Source organism: Paraburkholderia flagellata, from assembly GCF_021390645.1.
In the GTDB taxonomy this organism is placed as follows: Bacteria; Pseudomonadota; Gammaproteobacteria; order Burkholderiales; family Burkholderiaceae; genus Paraburkholderia; species Paraburkholderia flagellata.
On the sequence record NZ_JAJEJT010000005.1, the window covers coordinates 539,317 to 556,917 of the forward strand.

The 17,601-nt window shown below is 59.0% G+C and carries 12 protein-coding genes; 3 read left to right on the forward strand and 9 right to left on the reverse strand.

All coding sequences use genetic code 11. The features are described 5' to 3' along the window. The first annotated feature begins 75 nt into the window (after positions 1-75). Positions 76-1,143, forward strand: a complete 1,068-nt coding sequence (locus tag L0U83_RS38955) for a maleylacetate reductase (protein WP_233889906.1) — start codon at positions 76-78, stop codon at positions 1,141-1,143. Positions 1,144-1,156: 13 nt separating this feature from the next. Here L0U83_RS38955 and L0U83_RS38960 read toward each other — a convergent pair whose 3' ends face one another. From L0U83_RS38960 to L0U83_RS38990, 7 genes are all read right to left on the reverse strand, one after another. Further along, positions 1,157-1,858: a TetR/AcrR family transcriptional regulator gene (locus L0U83_RS38960; protein WP_233889907.1), complete on the reverse strand. Its 702-nt coding sequence runs from the start codon at positions 1,856-1,858 to the stop codon at positions 1,157-1,159. Positions 1,859-1,947: 89 nt separating this feature from the next. Beyond that, positions 1,948-3,702, reverse strand: coding sequence for an FAD-dependent oxidoreductase (locus L0U83_RS38965; RefSeq protein WP_233889908.1), 1,755 nt, complete (start codon positions 3,700-3,702; stop codon positions 1,948-1,950). A 121-nt stretch (positions 3,703-3,823) separates the two neighbouring features. Continuing rightward, positions 3,824-5,545 carry an AMP-binding protein gene (locus L0U83_RS38970; protein WP_233890020.1) on the reverse strand — a complete coding sequence of 574 codons (1,722 nt, stop codon included), beginning with the start codon at positions 5,543-5,545 and terminating at the stop codon, positions 3,824-3,826. A 146-nt stretch (positions 5,546-5,691) separates the two neighbouring features. Then, entirely contained in the window at positions 5,692-6,480 is a 789-nt protein-coding gene (locus L0U83_RS38975) for an enoyl-CoA hydratase/isomerase family protein (protein WP_267939817.1), read from the reverse strand. Positions 6,481-6,545: 65 nt separating this feature from the next. After that, entirely contained in the window at positions 6,546-8,285 is a 1,740-nt protein-coding gene (locus L0U83_RS38980; RefSeq protein WP_233889910.1) for a CocE/NonD family hydrolase, read from the reverse strand. A 500-nt stretch (positions 8,286-8,785) separates the two neighbouring features. After that, positions 8,786-10,189: an MFS transporter gene (locus L0U83_RS38985; RefSeq protein ID WP_233889911.1), complete on the reverse strand. Its 1,404-nt coding sequence runs from the start codon at positions 10,187-10,189 to the stop codon at positions 8,786-8,788. A gap of 346 nt (positions 10,190-10,535) precedes the next feature. After that, a complete protein-coding gene (locus L0U83_RS38990; protein ID WP_233889912.1) occupies positions 10,536-11,321 on the reverse strand; it encodes an enoyl-CoA hydratase/isomerase family protein in 786 nt (261 codons plus the stop codon). 487 nt (positions 11,322-11,808) lie between these two features. Here L0U83_RS38990 and L0U83_RS38995 point away from each other — a divergent pair, with 487 nt between their 5' ends. Then, positions 11,809-12,573 carry a TetR/AcrR family transcriptional regulator gene (locus L0U83_RS38995; RefSeq protein WP_233889913.1) on the forward strand — a complete coding sequence of 255 codons (765 nt, stop codon included), beginning with the start codon at positions 11,809-11,811 and terminating at the stop codon, positions 12,571-12,573. A gap of 112 nt (positions 12,574-12,685) precedes the next feature. Here L0U83_RS38995 and L0U83_RS39000 read toward each other — a convergent pair whose 3' ends face one another. Continuing rightward, positions 12,686-13,780 carry a porin gene (locus L0U83_RS39000; protein ID WP_233889914.1) on the reverse strand — a complete coding sequence of 365 codons (1,095 nt, stop codon included), beginning with the start codon at positions 13,778-13,780 and terminating at the stop codon, positions 12,686-12,688. A 514-nt stretch (positions 13,781-14,294) separates the two neighbouring features. On the opposite strand from L0U83_RS39000, the gene L0U83_RS39005 reads away from it, so the two are divergent. Further along, positions 14,295-15,218, forward strand: a complete 924-nt coding sequence (locus L0U83_RS39005) for an amidohydrolase family protein (RefSeq protein ID WP_233889915.1) — start codon at positions 14,295-14,297, stop codon at positions 15,216-15,218. 1,347 nt (positions 15,219-16,565) lie between these two features. Here the strand turns inward: L0U83_RS39005 and L0U83_RS39010 are convergent. Next, positions 16,566-17,480, reverse strand: coding sequence for a LysR substrate-binding domain-containing protein (locus tag L0U83_RS39010; RefSeq protein WP_308445125.1), 915 nt, complete (start codon positions 17,478-17,480; stop codon positions 16,566-16,568). Between the last annotated feature and the right edge of the window lie 121 nt (positions 17,481-17,601).

A 17,601-nucleotide genomic window follows, 5' to 3' on the forward strand; every position in this document is an offset into this window, starting at 1 on the left:
CCAGGAACGCCGACCTTGAGCCGGGCCCTCAGCGGCCCCGCTCGGCGCGAGTTCCCTCCGTCCTTGAGGCTCACCATGCCCCCCTCTGACTTCCTCTATAACGGCCGCGCCACGCGAGTCGTATTCGGTAGCGGATCACTCGTCCATCTTGAACGTGAATTGCTGGCGCTCGGCGCGCAGCGCGCGTTGATTCTCTGCAGTCCAGAGCAGCGTGCGCTCGGCGCATCGGTCGCCGAGACGTTGGGCAACCGCTCCGCGGGGGTATTCGATCGTGCCGCCATGCACGTCCCGCTCGAACTCGCGGTAGAAGCGCGAACGGTCGCCACTTCGTTGGGCGCCGACTGCATCGTCGCCGCCGGAGGCGGATCGGCCATTGGTCTTGCCAAAGCGATCGCACTCGAGTCGAGTCTGCCCATTCTCGCTGTCCCCACCACGTACGCGGGCAGCGAAATGACACCGATATACGGGCTCACGGACGCGGGCTTGAAGCGGACCGGAACGGATCTTCGCGTCCTGCCGAAGACGGTCATCTACGATCCGGACCTGACGCTCACCCTTCCCGTTGGTATGTCGGTAACAAGCGGCATCAATGCCATTGCGCACGCGGCAGAAGGTTTGTATTCGCGCGACGCCAATCCGCTTACGAGCCTGATGGCGGAAGAAGGCATCGCTGCGCTCGCGCGCAGCTTGCCCCACATCGTTGCCAATCCGAACGACATCTCCGCACGCGCCGATGCCTTGTACGGATCCTGGCTATGCGGCGCCGTACTCGGAAGCGTTGGTATGGCGTTGCATCACAAGCTTTGCCATACGCTTGGCGGCAGCTTCGATCTGCCGCACGCCCCAACGCATACCATCGTGCTGCCGCATGCGCTGGCCTACAACGCCGAGGCAGCTCCGGAGGCAATGAAGCGCGTTGCGCGAGCACTGGGACACGAGAGTGCCGCGCAAGGTCTCTTCGAGCTCGCACGTGCAAACGGCGCGCCCATCGCATTGAGGGACCTCGGCATGCGCGAAGACCAGCTAGACCAGGCCGCCGACCTCGCCTGCAGCAACGCATACTGGAATCCCCGGCCGCTGGAACGCGACGCGATTCGTGCGTTGTTGCAGCGCGCATTCGAAGGAAGCGCGCCCAAGCCGTGAACCCGGTTCATTTTCACGCGCGCTCCGGTGCCATTGGTGCCGGTGGTGCGTCAAAAACGAGCTGCTCGACCGTACGCCAGCATGCTTCGGCCAACGCTGGGTCGGACGGAGAAAGATGGCTGGTCACCGATATTTCAGGCCCAAAAGCGGATAGCGTCGACGTCAAGCTGACTAACATATAGTGAAAAATAATCGGCTCAACCTGGGGCAAAGCATGCTCATCTTGAGCGGCACGAATCTGCGGCAACAGCCAGTCAATCACCGGTTTGAGAATCGAGTCTGCGATCCATTGCAGCCTGGGACTGTAACCGAGCCCTTCTTGAAGCATGAACCGATGAAACTCTGGGTACTCCACAGTGAATCGGAATAGTGCGCGATAGGCCAATTTTACGCGCTCTACCGCATTGGTCGAATCTGACTGCGAAAGATTTATTTCTTGCTCATGGCGCACGCGCTCGAATACATATTCGGCGACAGCCCGCCACAAAATCTCTTTCGATCGAAAATGGTACGTAATTAGTGGATGCTGCAAACCGATCCGGTCTGCAATGCTTCGAATGCTTGCGGCATCGAAGCGTTTGGATGCGAATTCCGCAAGGGCTGCATCTAGAATTGCCAAGCGCGTATCGTGTGCGCGCTGTTGCTCGGCGCGCCTCGACTTCGCAGGACGACGCGCCTCGTCGGATTTTGCAGCCGTCAAGTTACGTTGCGTCATGAACTCTTTCACTCTGCGAACCGAATATTGCGAGCGTCTTGCCCTGAGCCCGTCCAGAGCGGCACGGAGCAAGACGCGGCCAACAAGGCTTACTTTGCGAGCGCACTCCGCAACGCGCGGCGAAGTTCAGCAACGGGATCGGCTACAGCTTCGAAGCTGCGCCAGGCCACATGATGATCGGGGCGAACCAACAGGCAGCCGGTGTCGCTGATCTCTTTCACGCCGCCCCATTCGCCGGCATGGTCCGCATAGGCCTGCCGCGGGCCGATGACGCGTACATTGATCTCGATGCCGAGTTCCTCGCCAACATGGCGGGCAGCTTCGACCCACGCTTCGCCTCCGAGTCCGGTGAATACGGTGAATCGTCCATGCCCGGCAAGGTCAAGCGTCGAATGTTGCCGTCCGCGTTTGTCGAACACCCAGGCGTGCGGCAAGCGAGCGCCCGGCCATGTCGTTGATTGGTAGTACAGTTCGGGATCGCGCTCGAAGGCCGGTTCAGCCTGGCCATCCGTCACGATCGCACCAGAGCGATAGCGTTGGTTCATCTCGACCCCATGCGCGTCCAGTTCGTACCTCTTGAACGCCAGCGCTTCGCGGATTTCTTCCCGCTGCTTTTCCGCCGCCGCAGTCGATTGGCTCCGCGCGTGCATGTTGTCCTGCATAACCTTGGCATCCGTCGTTTCGGCGATCCCAAGCGCCTGATAGAGCGGCGCGAATTCGGCAATCGACTGATTGGCACGCGTGACGATCTGCTTCGCGACTGGTGCGCGCTCCAGCGTGTAACTATCGAGCAGTGCTTCGCCCGCTTCCCCCTTGATTACCGCAGCGAGTTTCCAGGCGAGATTGAACGCGTCCTGAATAGAGGTATTGGAGCCCAGCCCCCCCGACGGCGGGTGCCGGTGAGTGGCGTCTCCCATGCAGAACACGCGTCCGTCCTGCATGCGCGTGGCGTACATATTGTTGACCGTCCACGTGTTGGCGCCCAGCAATTTGATCTCGAGATCCGGCTTGCCGACCAGTTGGCGCGCGATTTCGGTGGCCTTGGCTTCGTCGATCACCGGAGCCGGCTCGTTGATGTCATAACCCCAGACGATCAGCCATTCATTCCACGGCCGCACCATCCGGATCAGGCCCATGCCGATGCCGCCGACTTCCGCGCCCGGTTGCATGATCGGATAGAGTACCGCGGGGCGATGCGAGACAAGCTCGGAAAGGTCAGCGCGGAACCAGATGTTCATTGAGCCGCGCACACCCATCTTTCCTTCGAAAGGTAGCCCAGCGTTCATTGCGACCCTGGAGTTCCCACCATCGGCGCCGACCAGATACTTCGACTTGACCGTAAACTCCTCTCCGCTCAAGCGGTCACGACAAACCGTGATTACACCGTCATCCGTCTGTGTGTGACTCACGTATTCCGTGCTCATCCGCGCCTCGGTGCCACGTGAGCAAGCGGTCTTGAAGAGCAGCGGTTCCATGAACGTCTGTGGCAGATCATTCATTTTTGTGGGACTCGCCAGGCGGCGCTCGCCACGCGACGTGGGATGCAAACCCCAACTCGGCGCCCGGCCAATCTCCTCGCCCGTCAGGCTTTCGCAGAAGACCGTTCCGCCCATGAGATCCTCGTTGGTCGCGTGCAGGTAAGCCTCCTGCTCCACTTCCTGTCCGAGATCGCGCAGGACCTCCATCGTTCGCTGGTTCGTGATATGCGCCCGCGGCGTGTTGGCCAGCCAGCGGTACATGTTGACGACCATGTTTTCGACGCCATAAGTCGAGAGCAACGCGGCACAGGCGGAGCCCGCAGGGCCTGTTCCGACGATGAGCACGTCTGTAGTGAATTCTGCCATGTCAATATCTCCTGATATCAATTTTTGTCATCCACTGACTCTCCAATTTAATGTGGATACCTAATTGGGCAGAGAGCGAGAATGACCTGTTCTGCTAGTCAACCCGGATGTCAAGCACCGTTCATGCTGACTTTTTTTCGGTCAAATTCATCGATCGAATCATCTCCTCACGCATCACAAATTTTTGAACCTTCCCCGTGACGGTGAGCGGCATTTCGTCGACGAAGCGAATATACTTTGGCACTTTGTAGTGAGCGATTTGTCCCCGGCAAAAGTCACGGATATGATCCTCTGTGAGGTACTCGCCTTGCCGGATTACAATCCACGCGCACAGTTCCTCGCCGTTCTTCTCGTCGGGCACACCGAACACCTGGACATTCTGAATTTTCGGGTGCCGGAACAGATACTCCTCTACCTCGCGCGGATAGATGTTCTCGCCACCGCGAATCACCATGTCCTTGAGCCGGCCGACGATGTTGCAGTAGCCGTCGGCGTCGATCGTTGCGAGGTCGCCCGTATGCATCCACCCATCGACGACGCTTTCGCGCGTCTTCTCCGTGTCGTCCCAATACCCCAGCATCACGGAGTAGCCCTTCGTGCAGAGCTCTCCGGTTGTGCCAACGGGAACCGTATTGCCAAAGGTATCGACGATCTTCACTTCGAGATGAGGTTGAATCCGTCCGACGGTCGTCGTGCGCTTGTCGAGCGGGTCTGTCGTTGCACTCTGGAACGAAATCGGGCTCGTCTCGGTCATGCCATACGCAATGGTGACCTCCTGCATGTGCATTTTCGCGACGACTTGATTCATGGTCTCGATCGGGCACGGCGAACCTGCCATGATGCCGGTGCGAAGGCTGCTCAGATCGAACGTCGAAAATTCAGGATGTTCGAGTTCCGCGATAAACATCGTCGGGACGCCGTGAAGCGCTGTGCAGCGTTCTTCCGCGATCGACGCGAGGGTCGCGCCTGCATCGAATCCTTCGCCGGGGAACACCATCTGCGCACCGACCGACACGCAGACCAGCACGCCGAGCACCATCCCGAAGCAGTGGTAGAGCGGGACGGGAATGCACAATGAATCGAGTTCGGAAAGATTCATCGACATCGCCACGAAACGCGCGTTGTTGACGATGTTTCGATGCGTCAGGGTGGCACCCTTCGGGTTGCCCGTCGTACCGCTCGTGAACTGGATGTTGAAGGGATCATGGGCGGATAGCACCATCGTCGTCGGCCCTTCGGCACGAAGCGCCGCCTCACCCTTCAGCATGACGGCGGAGAACGGCAGCACGCCTTCTATGTCCGGATCGCCGACGGATATGACAGTACGGAGCTCCGGCAGGCGCGCGCAATTGAGCTCGCCAGCTCGCTGCGTCGCCAGCTCCGGGGCGATTTCGAGCAGCATGGACGTGTAGTCCGACTTCTTGTACTGCTCGGCCGTCACGAGCGCCTTGCAGCCCACCTTGCGCAAGGCATACTCGAGCTCCGACACGCGGTAAGCCGGGTTGATGTTGACCAGCACCGCGCCGATGCGCGCCGTGGCGAACTGCGTGAGCAGCCACTCGAATCGATTGGGCGACCAGATTCCCACACGGTCGCCCTTTCCCAGCCCCAGGGAAAAGAGGCCTGCGGCAAGCCGATCGACCTGTTGGTCGAAGTCCCTCCATGTCCAGCGCACACCCTGTTCACGGAACACGACGGCTGGGCGGTCGGGAAAGCGTAGCGCCGTATCTCTCAGGAACTGGCCGATCGTCGCTTCGCTCAATGGAGTATCCGTCGCACCGCGCACGTATGCAACGCCGTCGGCGGGTGCGATCAGCGCAGAGGAACCGGGTAAAGTTTGCATGAAGCCACTCTCCACTACTGCTATGGATTCCTGATCAAATACGTCAGAACCAGGATGATTTTCCTGTCGTATCCGCCGCCTGGCATTGCGGTCCGCAGCGCCGCGATACTGCGTATGCGGGCCGCAGGCTCGGGCATGACGGCCTGCTATTTGCCGTAAAACACCAGATCGCCAGGCTCTTCGTCGCGGTCGAACGCTTCGGCCGTGTTGGCAAAGCCGCGCCTGGCGTCTTCCGTGAGGTAAAGCGGCATCGTGATATCGAGCATCGCGGCGTCGGCACCGGTCACACCGCCGCTCGACCACGTCTTGAGCAGCGTGCGCGTCGCAGCGTACGAAAGTGTCGGGCCGTCTGCGAGCTTCCTCACGAGTTCCGTCGCGACCTTTTCGAGTTCACCCGGCTCGGCTACGTGCGTAGCGATACCGAGTTCGCCGGCGAGGCCGCCCGGAATCGGCTCGCCCAGCATGGCGAAGCGTGACGCACGGCTGCGCCCCACGCGTTCGGCCAACCGCTGCAGCGCGCCCGCGATCGGCAACATTGCCGTCGTCACCTCGACGCAGCGGAAGACGGCATCGCTCGCCGCCACGACAAAGTCGCAAGCCAACGCGAGTTCGAGGCCACCGCCAAACGCCAGACCTTGCACTACCGCCACCGTCGGCACCCGCAGCGCCTCGATCGCGCGATATGACGTGTTGACCTCCGCGACGAACGTGCGGAACCAGTTCAGGTCCTTGCCCGGCCACTCGCGAACCTCGCCGCCAAGACTGAAATGCGGCCCCTCGGCGCGAACGACGAGCACCCGGATATCAGCTTCGCTAGCTTCGTGAACGGCCTCCCGCAGGCATTGGGCAAAGCGCTGGTCGAGCCGGTTGTACGGGGGATTCGCCAACACGATATTTCCGACTTTCCCTTCGCGCTCAAAACGAATGCTTTTCATTTGCTAACCTCATGTTGTCGGTCAAATTCACCGGGCGCCCGCAGCGCCCGTCAAGGATCCGCGCCTCAGGACGACGCCCCAGTCAGCGGAATGATCGGAAGCAGCAAATGCGAAGGACGTTCTGCGTCGCGATAGATCTTGTGCGTGACCGTATCGCTGCTGCAAACGTGATACGGGATGTACTCGACATCGGTCATCGCGCCCGTTCCCGTCGGCACGTCGAGACTGCAGATCTCGATGCAGATGCGATGGCCGGCCTTGAACTGGTTCGCAGTCGCAAGAATCTGAATCTCGTACTTAACGACTTCGCCCGGCGTCACTGGCTCGATCGAATCCTTGGTCAGCTTGTGGAACGGCTCGCCGGGCCGCGAGCGGTCAGAGTCCAACGCGCGGTAGGAAGCCTTCAGCCAGCCACGAGTCAGCTCGCGTTCGGGCAGCGTATCGGGAACGCTCCGTTCGCCGACACGCGCAGTCACAACCGATACGTCAGGCCCCACATCCTTGAGTACAACGATCCAGTTGGTGTCCGGCTGGTCGATTTCGGCGTAGAGCGTGAGCGAGATCGGGCCCGCCACCAGGACATCCTGGGGCAGTGGATCAGTCATGTAGCGCAAACGCTCGACCTTGTTTGTTTTCTTGAGCGGCATTTGCGTAAAGACGTCCGGCTCGCGCAGCGCATTGCCGACCTCGGCTGCCGGTCGCGGGGCCTCTTCGGACAGCCGCTCCCAGCCGCCGAGGTAGTACCGGGTCCACTGCGTCTCTGGCAGCGGCCAGTCAGTGCCCGTACGCCACTCGTTTGCACCCATGGTCCAGTAACGGACCGGCGGCTCGTCCATGATGCCGGTATCGACACCCTTGAGCCAGTAGTCGTACCAACGAATCACCTCGTCGTGATACTGGTGGAAAGGACGCTCCAGATGCGCGGGTCCCGTGAAAAGGAGTTTGCGCGGCTGCTTGACGTTCTGGAAGTAGTGTTGCGCGCCGAGCCAATGCAGTTTGTACGTGTAGGCGTAGGCACCGGAGCCCGTATAGAACGGTACGTTGATCTTCTTGAAGACTTCTTCGGCTCGCTCGACAGCCCCGTCCTGCTCCCAGGGGTTCGTCATGATGTGATACATCACCCACGTACGCTGACCCTTCTGCGTCAGAATGTTGTAGAGGTTGATGTACATTTTGTAGTCGGGATTGCGCATGGCCTCGCGCCAGAGCACCTCCTGCTCGTCGGGGAGCGGACCCGGCACGCCGCGCGACTCATGTACCGTGCTGAAAACGTCGAGCAGGTACGGGAACGTATGGACGACGCCGCCAGGATTGAAGTCCCGAAAGCCGAACATGCCACCGTAAGCGCTGCATGCGTCATACGGGAAAATCGCCTTGAGCGCCGGATGGCCTTGCGCGGCCGCGCGCCATTGCTCACCCGCGAAACCTGAGATGCCCACCATCCCCACCTTGCCGTTAGACCACGGCTGCTGGGTGATCCACTCGATCATGTCATAGTGGTCGCTGTCCTCCTCGCCATAGTGACCTTCCGACTTGGCTGAACCCCGCGGCTGCGCAATGACGTGCACATAACCGTTCGCCACGAAGCGGCGGCTGTCACCGGCTTCAACGGGCCCGAACCACAGCGGAGCATGCGCTGGTTGCGGAGGCAGCACATCAGCGATATCCGGACCCTGAAGGTCCTTGTTGTGCAATGCCGAAGCATAAAGCACCGGATACTTTTCGCTCCCGTCAGGTCGATAAACGTCGACGGCCAGACGAGTGCCGTCGCGCATCGTTACGTAGATGTCACGTTCTTCAATCATGTCTCCTCCAGATACCTTGGTGCGTTCAGCTTTAAAGTGCGGCCGCCCAATTTGAAGGCCGCGCTAACTATTGGAAGTCGGACTTTTCGCTTGCCGTTTTGGCGAGGTCCTACGGCAATGCGACTTCTGAAAATCACTATACTTCACGGTCGTAAAGTATGCAAGACGAGTCTCATCGAATAACGCGATCTTTACGCGAGGTGCGGCACATCGTGGGGCGGCTGCTTGAGACGAAAGAAAATGACGCTGCCTTGCCGGTCAGGTTCGTCCCCGAAGAGCATTGCAGTATTCAGCAACTCGCGGGCTGCTGCGCCCGCGTATTGCGGAGGAAATCACTGCGGACGATGACCAATCCTGTGTTTCGACTTAAGCGCTGTCTCCGGACCTGGATTCCAGACATGGTGCGACAACCGACACAACCTCGCGTTATGTCCGTCTTCCAGTCACACGAGTTGCGCCGTCCGGCACGCCAGATCAATGGCGGCCAGACTTCACTTCGCTCAATGTGCAGGGCTATCAGGCAGCGCGCTGTCGAGCGCTGCAGCCGGCTCGTTGACTTCCTGACGCTCAGCTGGCAGCAATCGTTGCGCGGAGAGAACACGTGCCATGGCCGCCATGCAAACGCTGGCTATCACAAGCGGTAACGACAACACGGCACATACGACGAGAAAGGGGTAACCCGAGATCACGATTAACCCGATCAACGACGACCCGATGATTGAACCGATCCGACCGACTGCAACCGTCCATCCCGCGCCGGATGCGCGAAGCGCCGTTGGATAGAAGATGGCCGGGATGGTATTGATGCAGGTGAGTGGGCCACCAGTGGCCAACCCGGCGAGGAAGACCACGCCCCCGAGCCACGATGTTGCTTCCGACAGGCCGAGCAGGACGACAAGTGACGCTCCGACAGCAAACGAACCGCATATAACCGAGGCTACGTTGAAGCGGCGCACGAGGACGGCAAAGAGTACAGCGCCGGCAAGCGCGCCGAACTGGAACATCGATGAGACTTGTGAGGCATCATGCATTGACAGGCCAGCCTGCTTCAAATGCGTCGGCAGCCAGTATCCAACAAGAAAGAAGACCAGATACCCGGCAAACTCCGTGATCCAGGTTAGCACCGTGCCGAGTCGATAATCCCGTCCTACGAGCGCCAGGCTTCCCTTCTTCGAATCACGCAATGCGCCAATGGTGAATTGCAGGCCGGAACAATCGACTGCCGGGAAAATGTTGGCCACGACTCGCTGGACCGCTTCGTTCGACGTGCGCTTTGCTACGAGGTAGAGCGGCGACTCAGGGACTTGCCAGAAAAATAGCCCCGCGACACAGAGTGGCAGAACACCACTCAATGCCAGCATACCCCGCCAACCCAAGACGCCAATTCCGTATGAAGTGACGAAACCGGCTGCAGCAGACCCAAACAGAATTCCGCACATGATGCTGGCAAGCGTCGCGGCGCGCGAACGATCGGGGCTATATTCAGCGGCAAACGCTGACGTTGCGGGCATCGCAGCGCCAATGCCCAAGCCGGTGATAAACCGCATCAAAACGAGTTGCACGGTCGATTGCGCGCCGCTCGATGCGATCGCCGCAATGCCAAACCAGGCAATTGCCGCGATGACCACTGCCCTGCGGCCCACCCGATCGGCGAGCCCCCCGCCCACGATTGACCCGACCAACAACCCGAGCAGCCCCATCGCGGTCAATGGCGCCACTGCCGCCGGAGGGAGATGCCAGTCATGACTGACGGCAGGCGCAATGAACGCCATGACGATCGTATCGAATCCCTCGGTCGTCGTTGCCGCGAAACAAAGGAGAAACACTATCCACTGCTTCCTCCCAATTGGAAGGCCATTGAGGAATTCGCGTATGTCGCGACGAACGGAGTCTCTGCGTTCCATTAGCTGTCCTTGAAGCGTACGTGGCGGGTTTCACCTGGAATCCACTTCAGTTGGCTTCCGCTCTGAATTTCGTACCAAACGCGTTAGCGGCAAGCCGTATACTTTCCAATCGTGAAGCTTTATTCTAGTCAAAAGCTTTCCGATCGTACAGGATTGTGGAACTGGGACTATCCCTAAAGGCCCGGTCTTGCAAAAGTACCGCGCCATTTAGGGCTTGATCGACAAGTCATGAAAATGGAACGCTTGTTCCTGACACCAGGTGAAACGGTCGCGACCGCTGCTGTAGACCCGCCGTGTCTCGTGCAGCGCCCAAGGGGAGCCCGCTCTGCCAAGGAACGCGCAGCCCTCAGTTCGGCGAGTTCTTTGACTTCGAACGCTCAACGAACCCGGCGACTCGTTGATGGAAGGCCTCTGTCGAGGCACATCTTAAGAACGCCCTTTTCTCGTCCTCGAGATGCTGTTCCAGCCCGGTCTCCGACGCTCCGCCAACGAGCCCTTTCATCTCCCTGACGGCGGCGGGCGGCACACTCATTACGCTCCGCGCCATGGCAAGCGCAGCTTCTTCCAGCGCAGCGGGTTCCACAACAGCCTGCACAAGCCCCAACGACCTCGCCTGCTCCGCACTCAACGAATCCCTCGCCAGCAATATTTCGAGGGCTCGAGCCGAGCCCAGTCGCCGCGCCAGATGGAAGGAAAGCCCTCCGTCGGTCGAGGTCCCCAGTTTGCCGTACCCCACGACAAACCGCGCCGCCCGCGAGGCGACAACCAGGTCGCACGCCATGGCCAGCGAGAACCCTGCCCCTGCGGCAGCCCCCTGGACGCTGGCGATCACTGGTACGGGTAGTCGTCGCAACTTAAGGATCAAGTCGTTGAGCGCACTGATGATGGCTTCGAGAGAGCCGTCGGATCTTTGCAGCCCCTCGAGGATCTGAACGAGATTCCCGCCGGCCGAGAATATTCGACCTGTGGCTCGCAATATAACGGCGCGATACTTCCCGTGCGCCTCGATGTCGCCCAGCGCACGTAGGAGGCCGCCACAGAACTCGAGATCGATAGTGTTTGCCTGCGCCTCGTTTCCCAACGTGATGACAGCGAGGTCTTCATGGGAGGTCAGGGAAATGTTGTTCCGCATTGGGTGATGCCTGCTTTGAAGGTTGTCCGGCGGGAGACTGAATCTGCTCAAGGGCGTGTCCCACCACGCGCATGCGGGCCGTGGCGACTTCGAATTCAGTATTGACTTAGCTAAGCATCTGACTCAACGTGCCAGTCGGCGATCCTCAGCATAGCTGCCAGACTACTATATTTTACTTTTGTTAAGTTTAAAAACGTAGCTGTTCATCGCCCTGTGCAGCCTGTACTCCAGTCATGTGCTGGATGAACCGACCCAGGCAAGCGCGCGGAGGACGCGCCGGCTGGCATTGCTCTGGCTGCATGCAGATTGGCGCCCGCCCATGGCAGCGCGCGTAATCCAATGTATTATACTTTCGTACAGTTTTGACGGCCGCGCTCGCCGTACAGGCCTTGAAGACGGGTAGCCGAAAGCGACATCGAACGCGACCGTCTTGTCGAGCCAATGCGAGAGTGCGCTCGGTCAACGAAAATCCTATTCGAGAAGCCATATGGTGCAACGTACCGTTTCCAGCAAGACCGCCCCCAGAAAAGGACGCCCAACTGAACTCCGGCGCGCGGAGCAGCAGCGTTCGCAGGAAACGCGGGGCATTATCTTGAATGCTGCGCTTTCGGAATTCGCGGCGAAAGGCTTTGAGGCGGCGAGCATACGCAATATTGCGGACCGGGTCGGATTGCAACACCCGCTCATCACATATCATTACCGCTCGAAAGATGTTCTATGGCAGGCGGTAGCCGAGTACGTCTTCGAACGTATCCGCTCCGAGTGGGACGCCTATCTTGCGGAGACACCCGCTCTGAGCGCGGTAGATCATGTCAAGGGGATGTACAAGGCCCTGTTCAAATTTACGGTCGACTATCCCGAGTTCCACCGCTTCATGCTCCAGGAATTCCTGTGCTATAGCCCAAGGCTGCAATGGCTCGCTGACACGGTGCTCAAGCCGCTTATCAACTGGGTGCTGCCACAGATTCACGCCGCACAGGAAGAAGGTGCATTGCCCCAATGCGAACCCATCATCTTCCACTATTTGTTGATCAGTCTGACGTCCACCCTTTCAGGTTTCGGCCCAGAGATGCAGGCGACGGCCAATATTTCGCCGTCGGATCCCAACGTGGTCGAAACGTACTGGCAAACGGTTGAGGAGATCATCTTCCAAAAGCAGAAACGCCCAAGCCGGTCAGCAAAGGCCGAACCGCGGTCGAATCAAATCGAAAAGCCGCCGCGCATGGCGGGGCGTTCGAAGACCGCCGCCTAGATCGCTGTTAGAACACTCAAGATTCGCGCGTGCATTTCACGCGCGACCATCACATATAATGTGGATACCTGATTATATGATGCGCGTCATATGCGTATAACCGGCGCTCCCGCTAGAACTTGTGACGCAATCCGATGTGCACAATGCCTTGCGAGCGTCCGCTCGACGGACCCGCAATGTTTGTGATCTGTACTTGCGTAGCCGATCCGCCGGCTTTCTGCAACTCGGCGACCGCATAGATGTCTGTCCGTTTCGAGAGGTAGTAATCTGCAAAGAGCCCTGTCGCGCGATAGATTGGAGACTGTCCCGTCGCGGCAAGCGATCCGTGTGTGTATATGTAGACGACACCAGCAAGCACATCCGGGCGAATCTGGTAGCCCAGATTTGCTTCATAGTTGTCGAAGCGAACTTGACCGCCCTCGAAAGCCTTCCCAAACCGCGTAGAGGTGTACTGAAGTCCGAGCGTCGCTTTCCCGAAACTGTATCGTGCGCCCGCGCCCCAGATTTCCTGGCTTTCGGCATTGGGCACGTACGTCGCGAAAGCGACCGCGTTCGGGGCAACTCCGCCGAACACGGATGCATATGGATTCTTAATATATGTATAGGCGGCAGCGGCATAGAGCGGGCCACCTGAGTAACTCAGACCGAACGACTTCACACTGTTCGTAGCGAACTGTCCCGCTACCCCACCGAAGCTATACAGTCCTTCGAACGTGAATCCGTAAAGGAGCGGACTGGCGTATTTAACGGCATTGTTAATACGGTTAATGCCGGAGGTATTGTCAACGTCGTTGAGATGAGCGAAGTAGGTCGACCAGTTCAGACCCGCACTGATTTTCGACAGCAGGTTGGCCATCTCGTCGTATTGACGCCCAAGCGTCACCGTTCCATATGGGCTTGCAATGCCAACGTAGGCAGATCGACCGAAGAGAGCGCCATTGTTACCGATCTTGCCGGTGGATGGATCAAAACCATTCTCCAGCACAAAGACAGTTTGCAGGCCTCCGCCCAGATCCTCTACCCCTCGCAGTCCCCATCGCGACACCGAAGCGCCGCCACTCTGCAACGCCCAATTCGAATGCCCATTTTGATTGCTGACGTAGGTGATACCTTCATCCACGATCCCATACAACGTCACGCTGCTCTGCGCGTACGCGGATGCCGACGATGCACAGAGCAAAGCGACGACGCACGATAGTTCCTTCATTTTCAGTCTCCTCTGACGTTTTGAATTGATTTCATCCGAGCAGCGTGGTTGGTGAATCGAACCGTTTTTTAACTTTACCAGTCGTACAGCATTGTGCGACTGGGACTATCCCCTAATGCACGACTCCCCAATCGGGGTTCGCTTCCAGTGGATCTGTGCAGGATTCCAACTCGTCGGTGTGACCGGCTCGGCAAAGAGGTTCGTCTCGTGCGCAACAGAAGATCAGCAGTCCGAACACAATTGACGACGCGATAAACGCGCCGACGCAGAGCGCAACCCGTTGCTCGAGGGGATTCGGACGTCTAGTCTGAATCTGGTGAGATAGCCTGCTCGTCTATCGTCTGAATGAAGCGGATTGCGAAGGCGTGTTCCCCTGCTGGCACCATGAATCTGATGGTGATATCACTATACTTTTCATTCGTAAAATTTAGTGTATAGTGCAGCTGAACCGGAGGCGGGTTAGCGTGACCTGCCCTCATGCCAGTCAGGAAGGCCAAACCAGGAGACAACAGTCATGTCGACGCGCAAGATAGACACCCACCAGCATTTCCTTCCGAAGATGTACATCGACGCAGTAGGGCTCGACATACTGAACGCTGCAATGCCAAATGGCGTCGCCCCTAAGTGGTCCGTCGAAGCGGCCTTAGCCATGATGGACGAAAACGGCATCGACGAAGGCATTCTCTCCATCTCGTCCGGACCGAAGATTCCGGACGCCGCGACTCTTCTGCGCAAATGCAATGACTATGCGGCGGATCTCCGGGAACGCCATCCAGGGCGCTTCGGTTCCTTTGCAAGCTTGCCTTTACCGGATATCGATGCAGCCCTGAAAGAAGTGCGTTATAGCGTCGATGAGTTGAAAGTCGACGGATTCATTCTCTTCACGAACTACGATGGCATGTATCTGGGCGATCCGCATTTCACTCCATTGCTGGAGGAGCTGGATCGGCGCGGCGCGGTAGTCTTTGTTCACCCGAATCAGCCGCCCCACGACATACCGCGCGTCGCGCCTGCATCTGTGCTCGAGTATCCGTTCGAAACGACACGTACCGCCGCGAGCCTCATCATCTCGGGTGCAGTGAGCCGCTTCAAGAACGTGAAGTTCATTCTGTCACACGCCGGGGGGACGTTGCCGTTCCTCGTTCCGCGCCTTGCGCTGTCTATTTCGATGATGCCAGGAGCAATCGAGCGTGTGGGTGACCCGCTCGAGGCGGTCCGCTCCCTCTATTTCGACACGGCTCTTTCCGGCGGAGCAGCGCCGCTGAGCGCACTTGCGCAAGTGACGACACCAGATCACATCCTGTTCGGAACGGACTTTCCGTTTGCGCCGACCGCCGCGATCCGGCAGTTCGGTACGGCACTCGACAACATCGAGATTCCCGGTGTTGAGATGAACAAGGTGTACGGTGAGAACGCCGCTCGGTTGCTTGGTCGGTAACCGGGAATTCACTTCAGGTTCGCAGTTCCTGGAGCCGTGTGGCATGCCTCGCCGTGTCTAGCGCGAACGCGCGATCAACAAGGTAGTGCGGATCGCGCGCTTGAGCGTCATAGGGTCACGCACTGCTCTAGACGCCCCGACTTTGGCGCCCTCAAACGAGCAGACACATGTGCAGGAAATCGGGCCCGTCGCGTCAACGTAGAGGGTGGCCCGACTATAGAAACTGGGTACAACCAGGACGGTCTGCGCCTGCAAGCAGGAGGGCGCAGGCAAGATCGGCCGCGGCCGGAGCGGGCAGTTCCCCACGAATTTTCAATTGCATCGCATCATCGGACGCTGACTCGCCGGCGGGAAAACTTGCCATGTTCCGTTGGGGTGCCTGAAGAACAAGAACGAAAGCGCCCTTTCTTCTCGCGCTATCTCAACACACACGAATCGAGTTCTACCGGCGGCCGTTCGACTGAAGTGGGTCACACGAACAGACGCAGCCTGATCCTGAGCCTGCCACAGCCACTTGTCGACCAGCGAACGAAGCGATCCCTCAAGGAACTTCACCCGCTCTTGTGCGGGAACCGTCACGTGTGAGCTCATTTGATCCGTCTCCGTTCGTGCACATGAACTGAAAAACACTACGACAGCCAGCGATCACCGATGCTGCGTGACTTCGCCGATAGGACCTGCTCCGCAAGTCTGGTTGTGCTTTACGCCGGCAACGACGACTCTGACAGCGATAGCTGCATTCATTATCCTTATCGGTCGTGCAGTTTTACTCTAGTCTATATTTTTCCGATCGTAAAGTATTATTTGGCGAGGACATTCGAGCGCCGGAAACACGCACGGCAAGGTACACAGCGCCCGTGAACGCGAGTGCCGCCCGTCGCCCTGCCTGAATCGCACAGAAAGAGAACAACGTGAATCTGGCGCTTCTATCCGCCGCCATACTGGTCGCGATCACTCTCGTGGGAGTGCTCGGGTTCCGGCAATTCTCTGACAAAGTCCGGATCACGTTCGACCTGGATTTTTTCTCCATCAGCTTCTACTTTCACAAACAAGGCATTTTCTTTCCCGTGTTTCCGCCCTTGCACGCTCCTGCCGAAAGTAGCGCCTTGTGGTTTGCGTGCAATAGGTGGTGCATGGTGGCTGCTGGGTTCGCGGATTGTTGTCGCCGTTGTCCGGTTCGCGCATCATCGAGCCAAACGTTCGCGCAGAGCTAGACTTTTCTCAGACCTCTTCGTCGCCGCTATTTATATCGCGACCGTCGCAATCGTCCTCAACTCGGTCTTCGCACTGTCAGTCACAGGCGTGGTGTCCACGTCTGAGCTGAACCCGCATGCCGGTGGATCTTCCTCAGCACTGCACAGCAATGGGAACGCGTTCCACCAGGAAGTCGACGAACGCCCGCACGGAGGGAAGCAGGCCCCTCCGAGACGGGATGAGCAGGCTGATTGTCGCCACGCCCGCCGTCCATTGAGGCAGGACACGCAGGAGTTGCCCCGTCCTCACCTCAGACTGCCCCACGTAGCCCGGCAACGCCACAATGCCGACACTCTGGCAAGCCGCTACTTTCAGCGTGGCCATGTCGTCGCTCAGCAGCTTCGGCTCGAAGGGAATCACTTCCGCCCGTTCAGCACCCGGCGTGTCGTGCAGTCGCCACGCGTGAGTGTCGTGACCGCCGCCAAGCGCGACGCCGTCGTGATCCGCAAGGTCGGCAGGCGACTTGGGCACGCCCTTGCGCTTCAAATACGCTGACCCGGCAAACAAGTGCCAGGGCGTCGTCGCCAGATGCCGCTGGACGAGCGTGGAATCCGGCAGCGGCGTGGAATGCGCGCGAAGACACAAATCGAAGCCCTCCTGAAGCGGATCAACGTGCCGGTTGGTAGCGTGCTGGACGATACGCACACGCGGATACTCGGCCATGAACTTCGGAATCAACTCGGCCAGCGCCAACTGCGCAAAGGCGACTGAGCACGTCATGCGGATGGTCCCGCTCGGTTCTGCCGTGCGTTGGCGCACGATACTCTCGGCGGCTTCGGCTTCCACCAGCATGGCGACCGCGTGCTTGTAAAACGCCTCGCCAACTTCCGTCACGACGAAGCGCCGCGAAGTCCGCTGGATCAGCCTGGCATCGAGCGTGGCCTCGAGCGCGAGGATGCGGCGGCTCAAACTCGACTTGGGCACATCGAGCGCATGGGCCGCCGCGGTGATGCCCTTGTGTTCGACGACCTGCACAAAGTAGTAGACATCGTTCAGATCGAGCATCATCCCCCCTTTTTTTTGGCCGAAAGTCTCATGGGTGGGATGATAAGTCCATTTTTCCTGGATTGTTCGGCGTTTGTCCCATAGCTATAGTCCATTCAAGCCCGAGACGTTGATCGACCGACCG

Coding starts and splice junctions, on each gene's coding strand:
- L0U83_RS38955 (WP_233889906.1), top strand. CDS start 76: ATGCCCCCCTCTGACTTCCTCTATAACGGCCGCGCCACGCGAGTCGTA.
- L0U83_RS38960 (WP_233889907.1), bottom strand. CDS start 1,858: ATGACGCAACGTAACTTGACGGCTGCAAAATCCGACGAGGCGCGTCGT.
- L0U83_RS38965 (WP_233889908.1), bottom strand. CDS start 3,702: ATGGCAGAATTCACTACAGACGTGCTCATCGTCGGAACAGGCCCTGCG.
- L0U83_RS38970 (WP_233890020.1), bottom strand. CDS start 5,545: ATGCAAACTTTACCCGGTTCCTCTGCGCTGATCGCACCCGCCGACGGC.
- L0U83_RS38975 (WP_267939817.1), bottom strand. CDS start 6,480: ATGAAAAGCATTCGTTTTGAGCGCGAAGGGAAAGTCGGAAATATCGTG.
- L0U83_RS38980 (WP_233889910.1), bottom strand. CDS start 8,285: ATGATTGAAGAACGTGACATCTACGTAACGATGCGCGACGGCACTCGT.
- L0U83_RS38985 (WP_233889911.1), bottom strand. CDS start 10,189: ATGGAACGCAGAGACTCCGTTCGTCGCGACATACGCGAATTCCTCAAT.
- L0U83_RS38990 (WP_233889912.1), bottom strand. CDS start 11,321: ATGCGGAACAACATTTCCCTGACCTCCCATGAAGACCTCGCTGTCATC.
- L0U83_RS38995 (WP_233889913.1), top strand. CDS start 11,809: ATGGTGCAACGTACCGTTTCCAGCAAGACCGCCCCCAGAAAAGGACGC.
- L0U83_RS39000 (WP_233889914.1), bottom strand. CDS start 13,780: ATGAAGGAACTATCGTGCGTCGTCGCTTTGCTCTGTGCATCGTCGGCA.
- L0U83_RS39005 (WP_233889915.1), top strand. CDS start 14,295: ATGTCGACGCGCAAGATAGACACCCACCAGCATTTCCTTCCGAAGATG.
- L0U83_RS39010 (WP_308445125.1), bottom strand. CDS start 17,480: ATGATGCTCGATCTGAACGATGTCTACTACTTTGTGCAGGTCGTCGAA.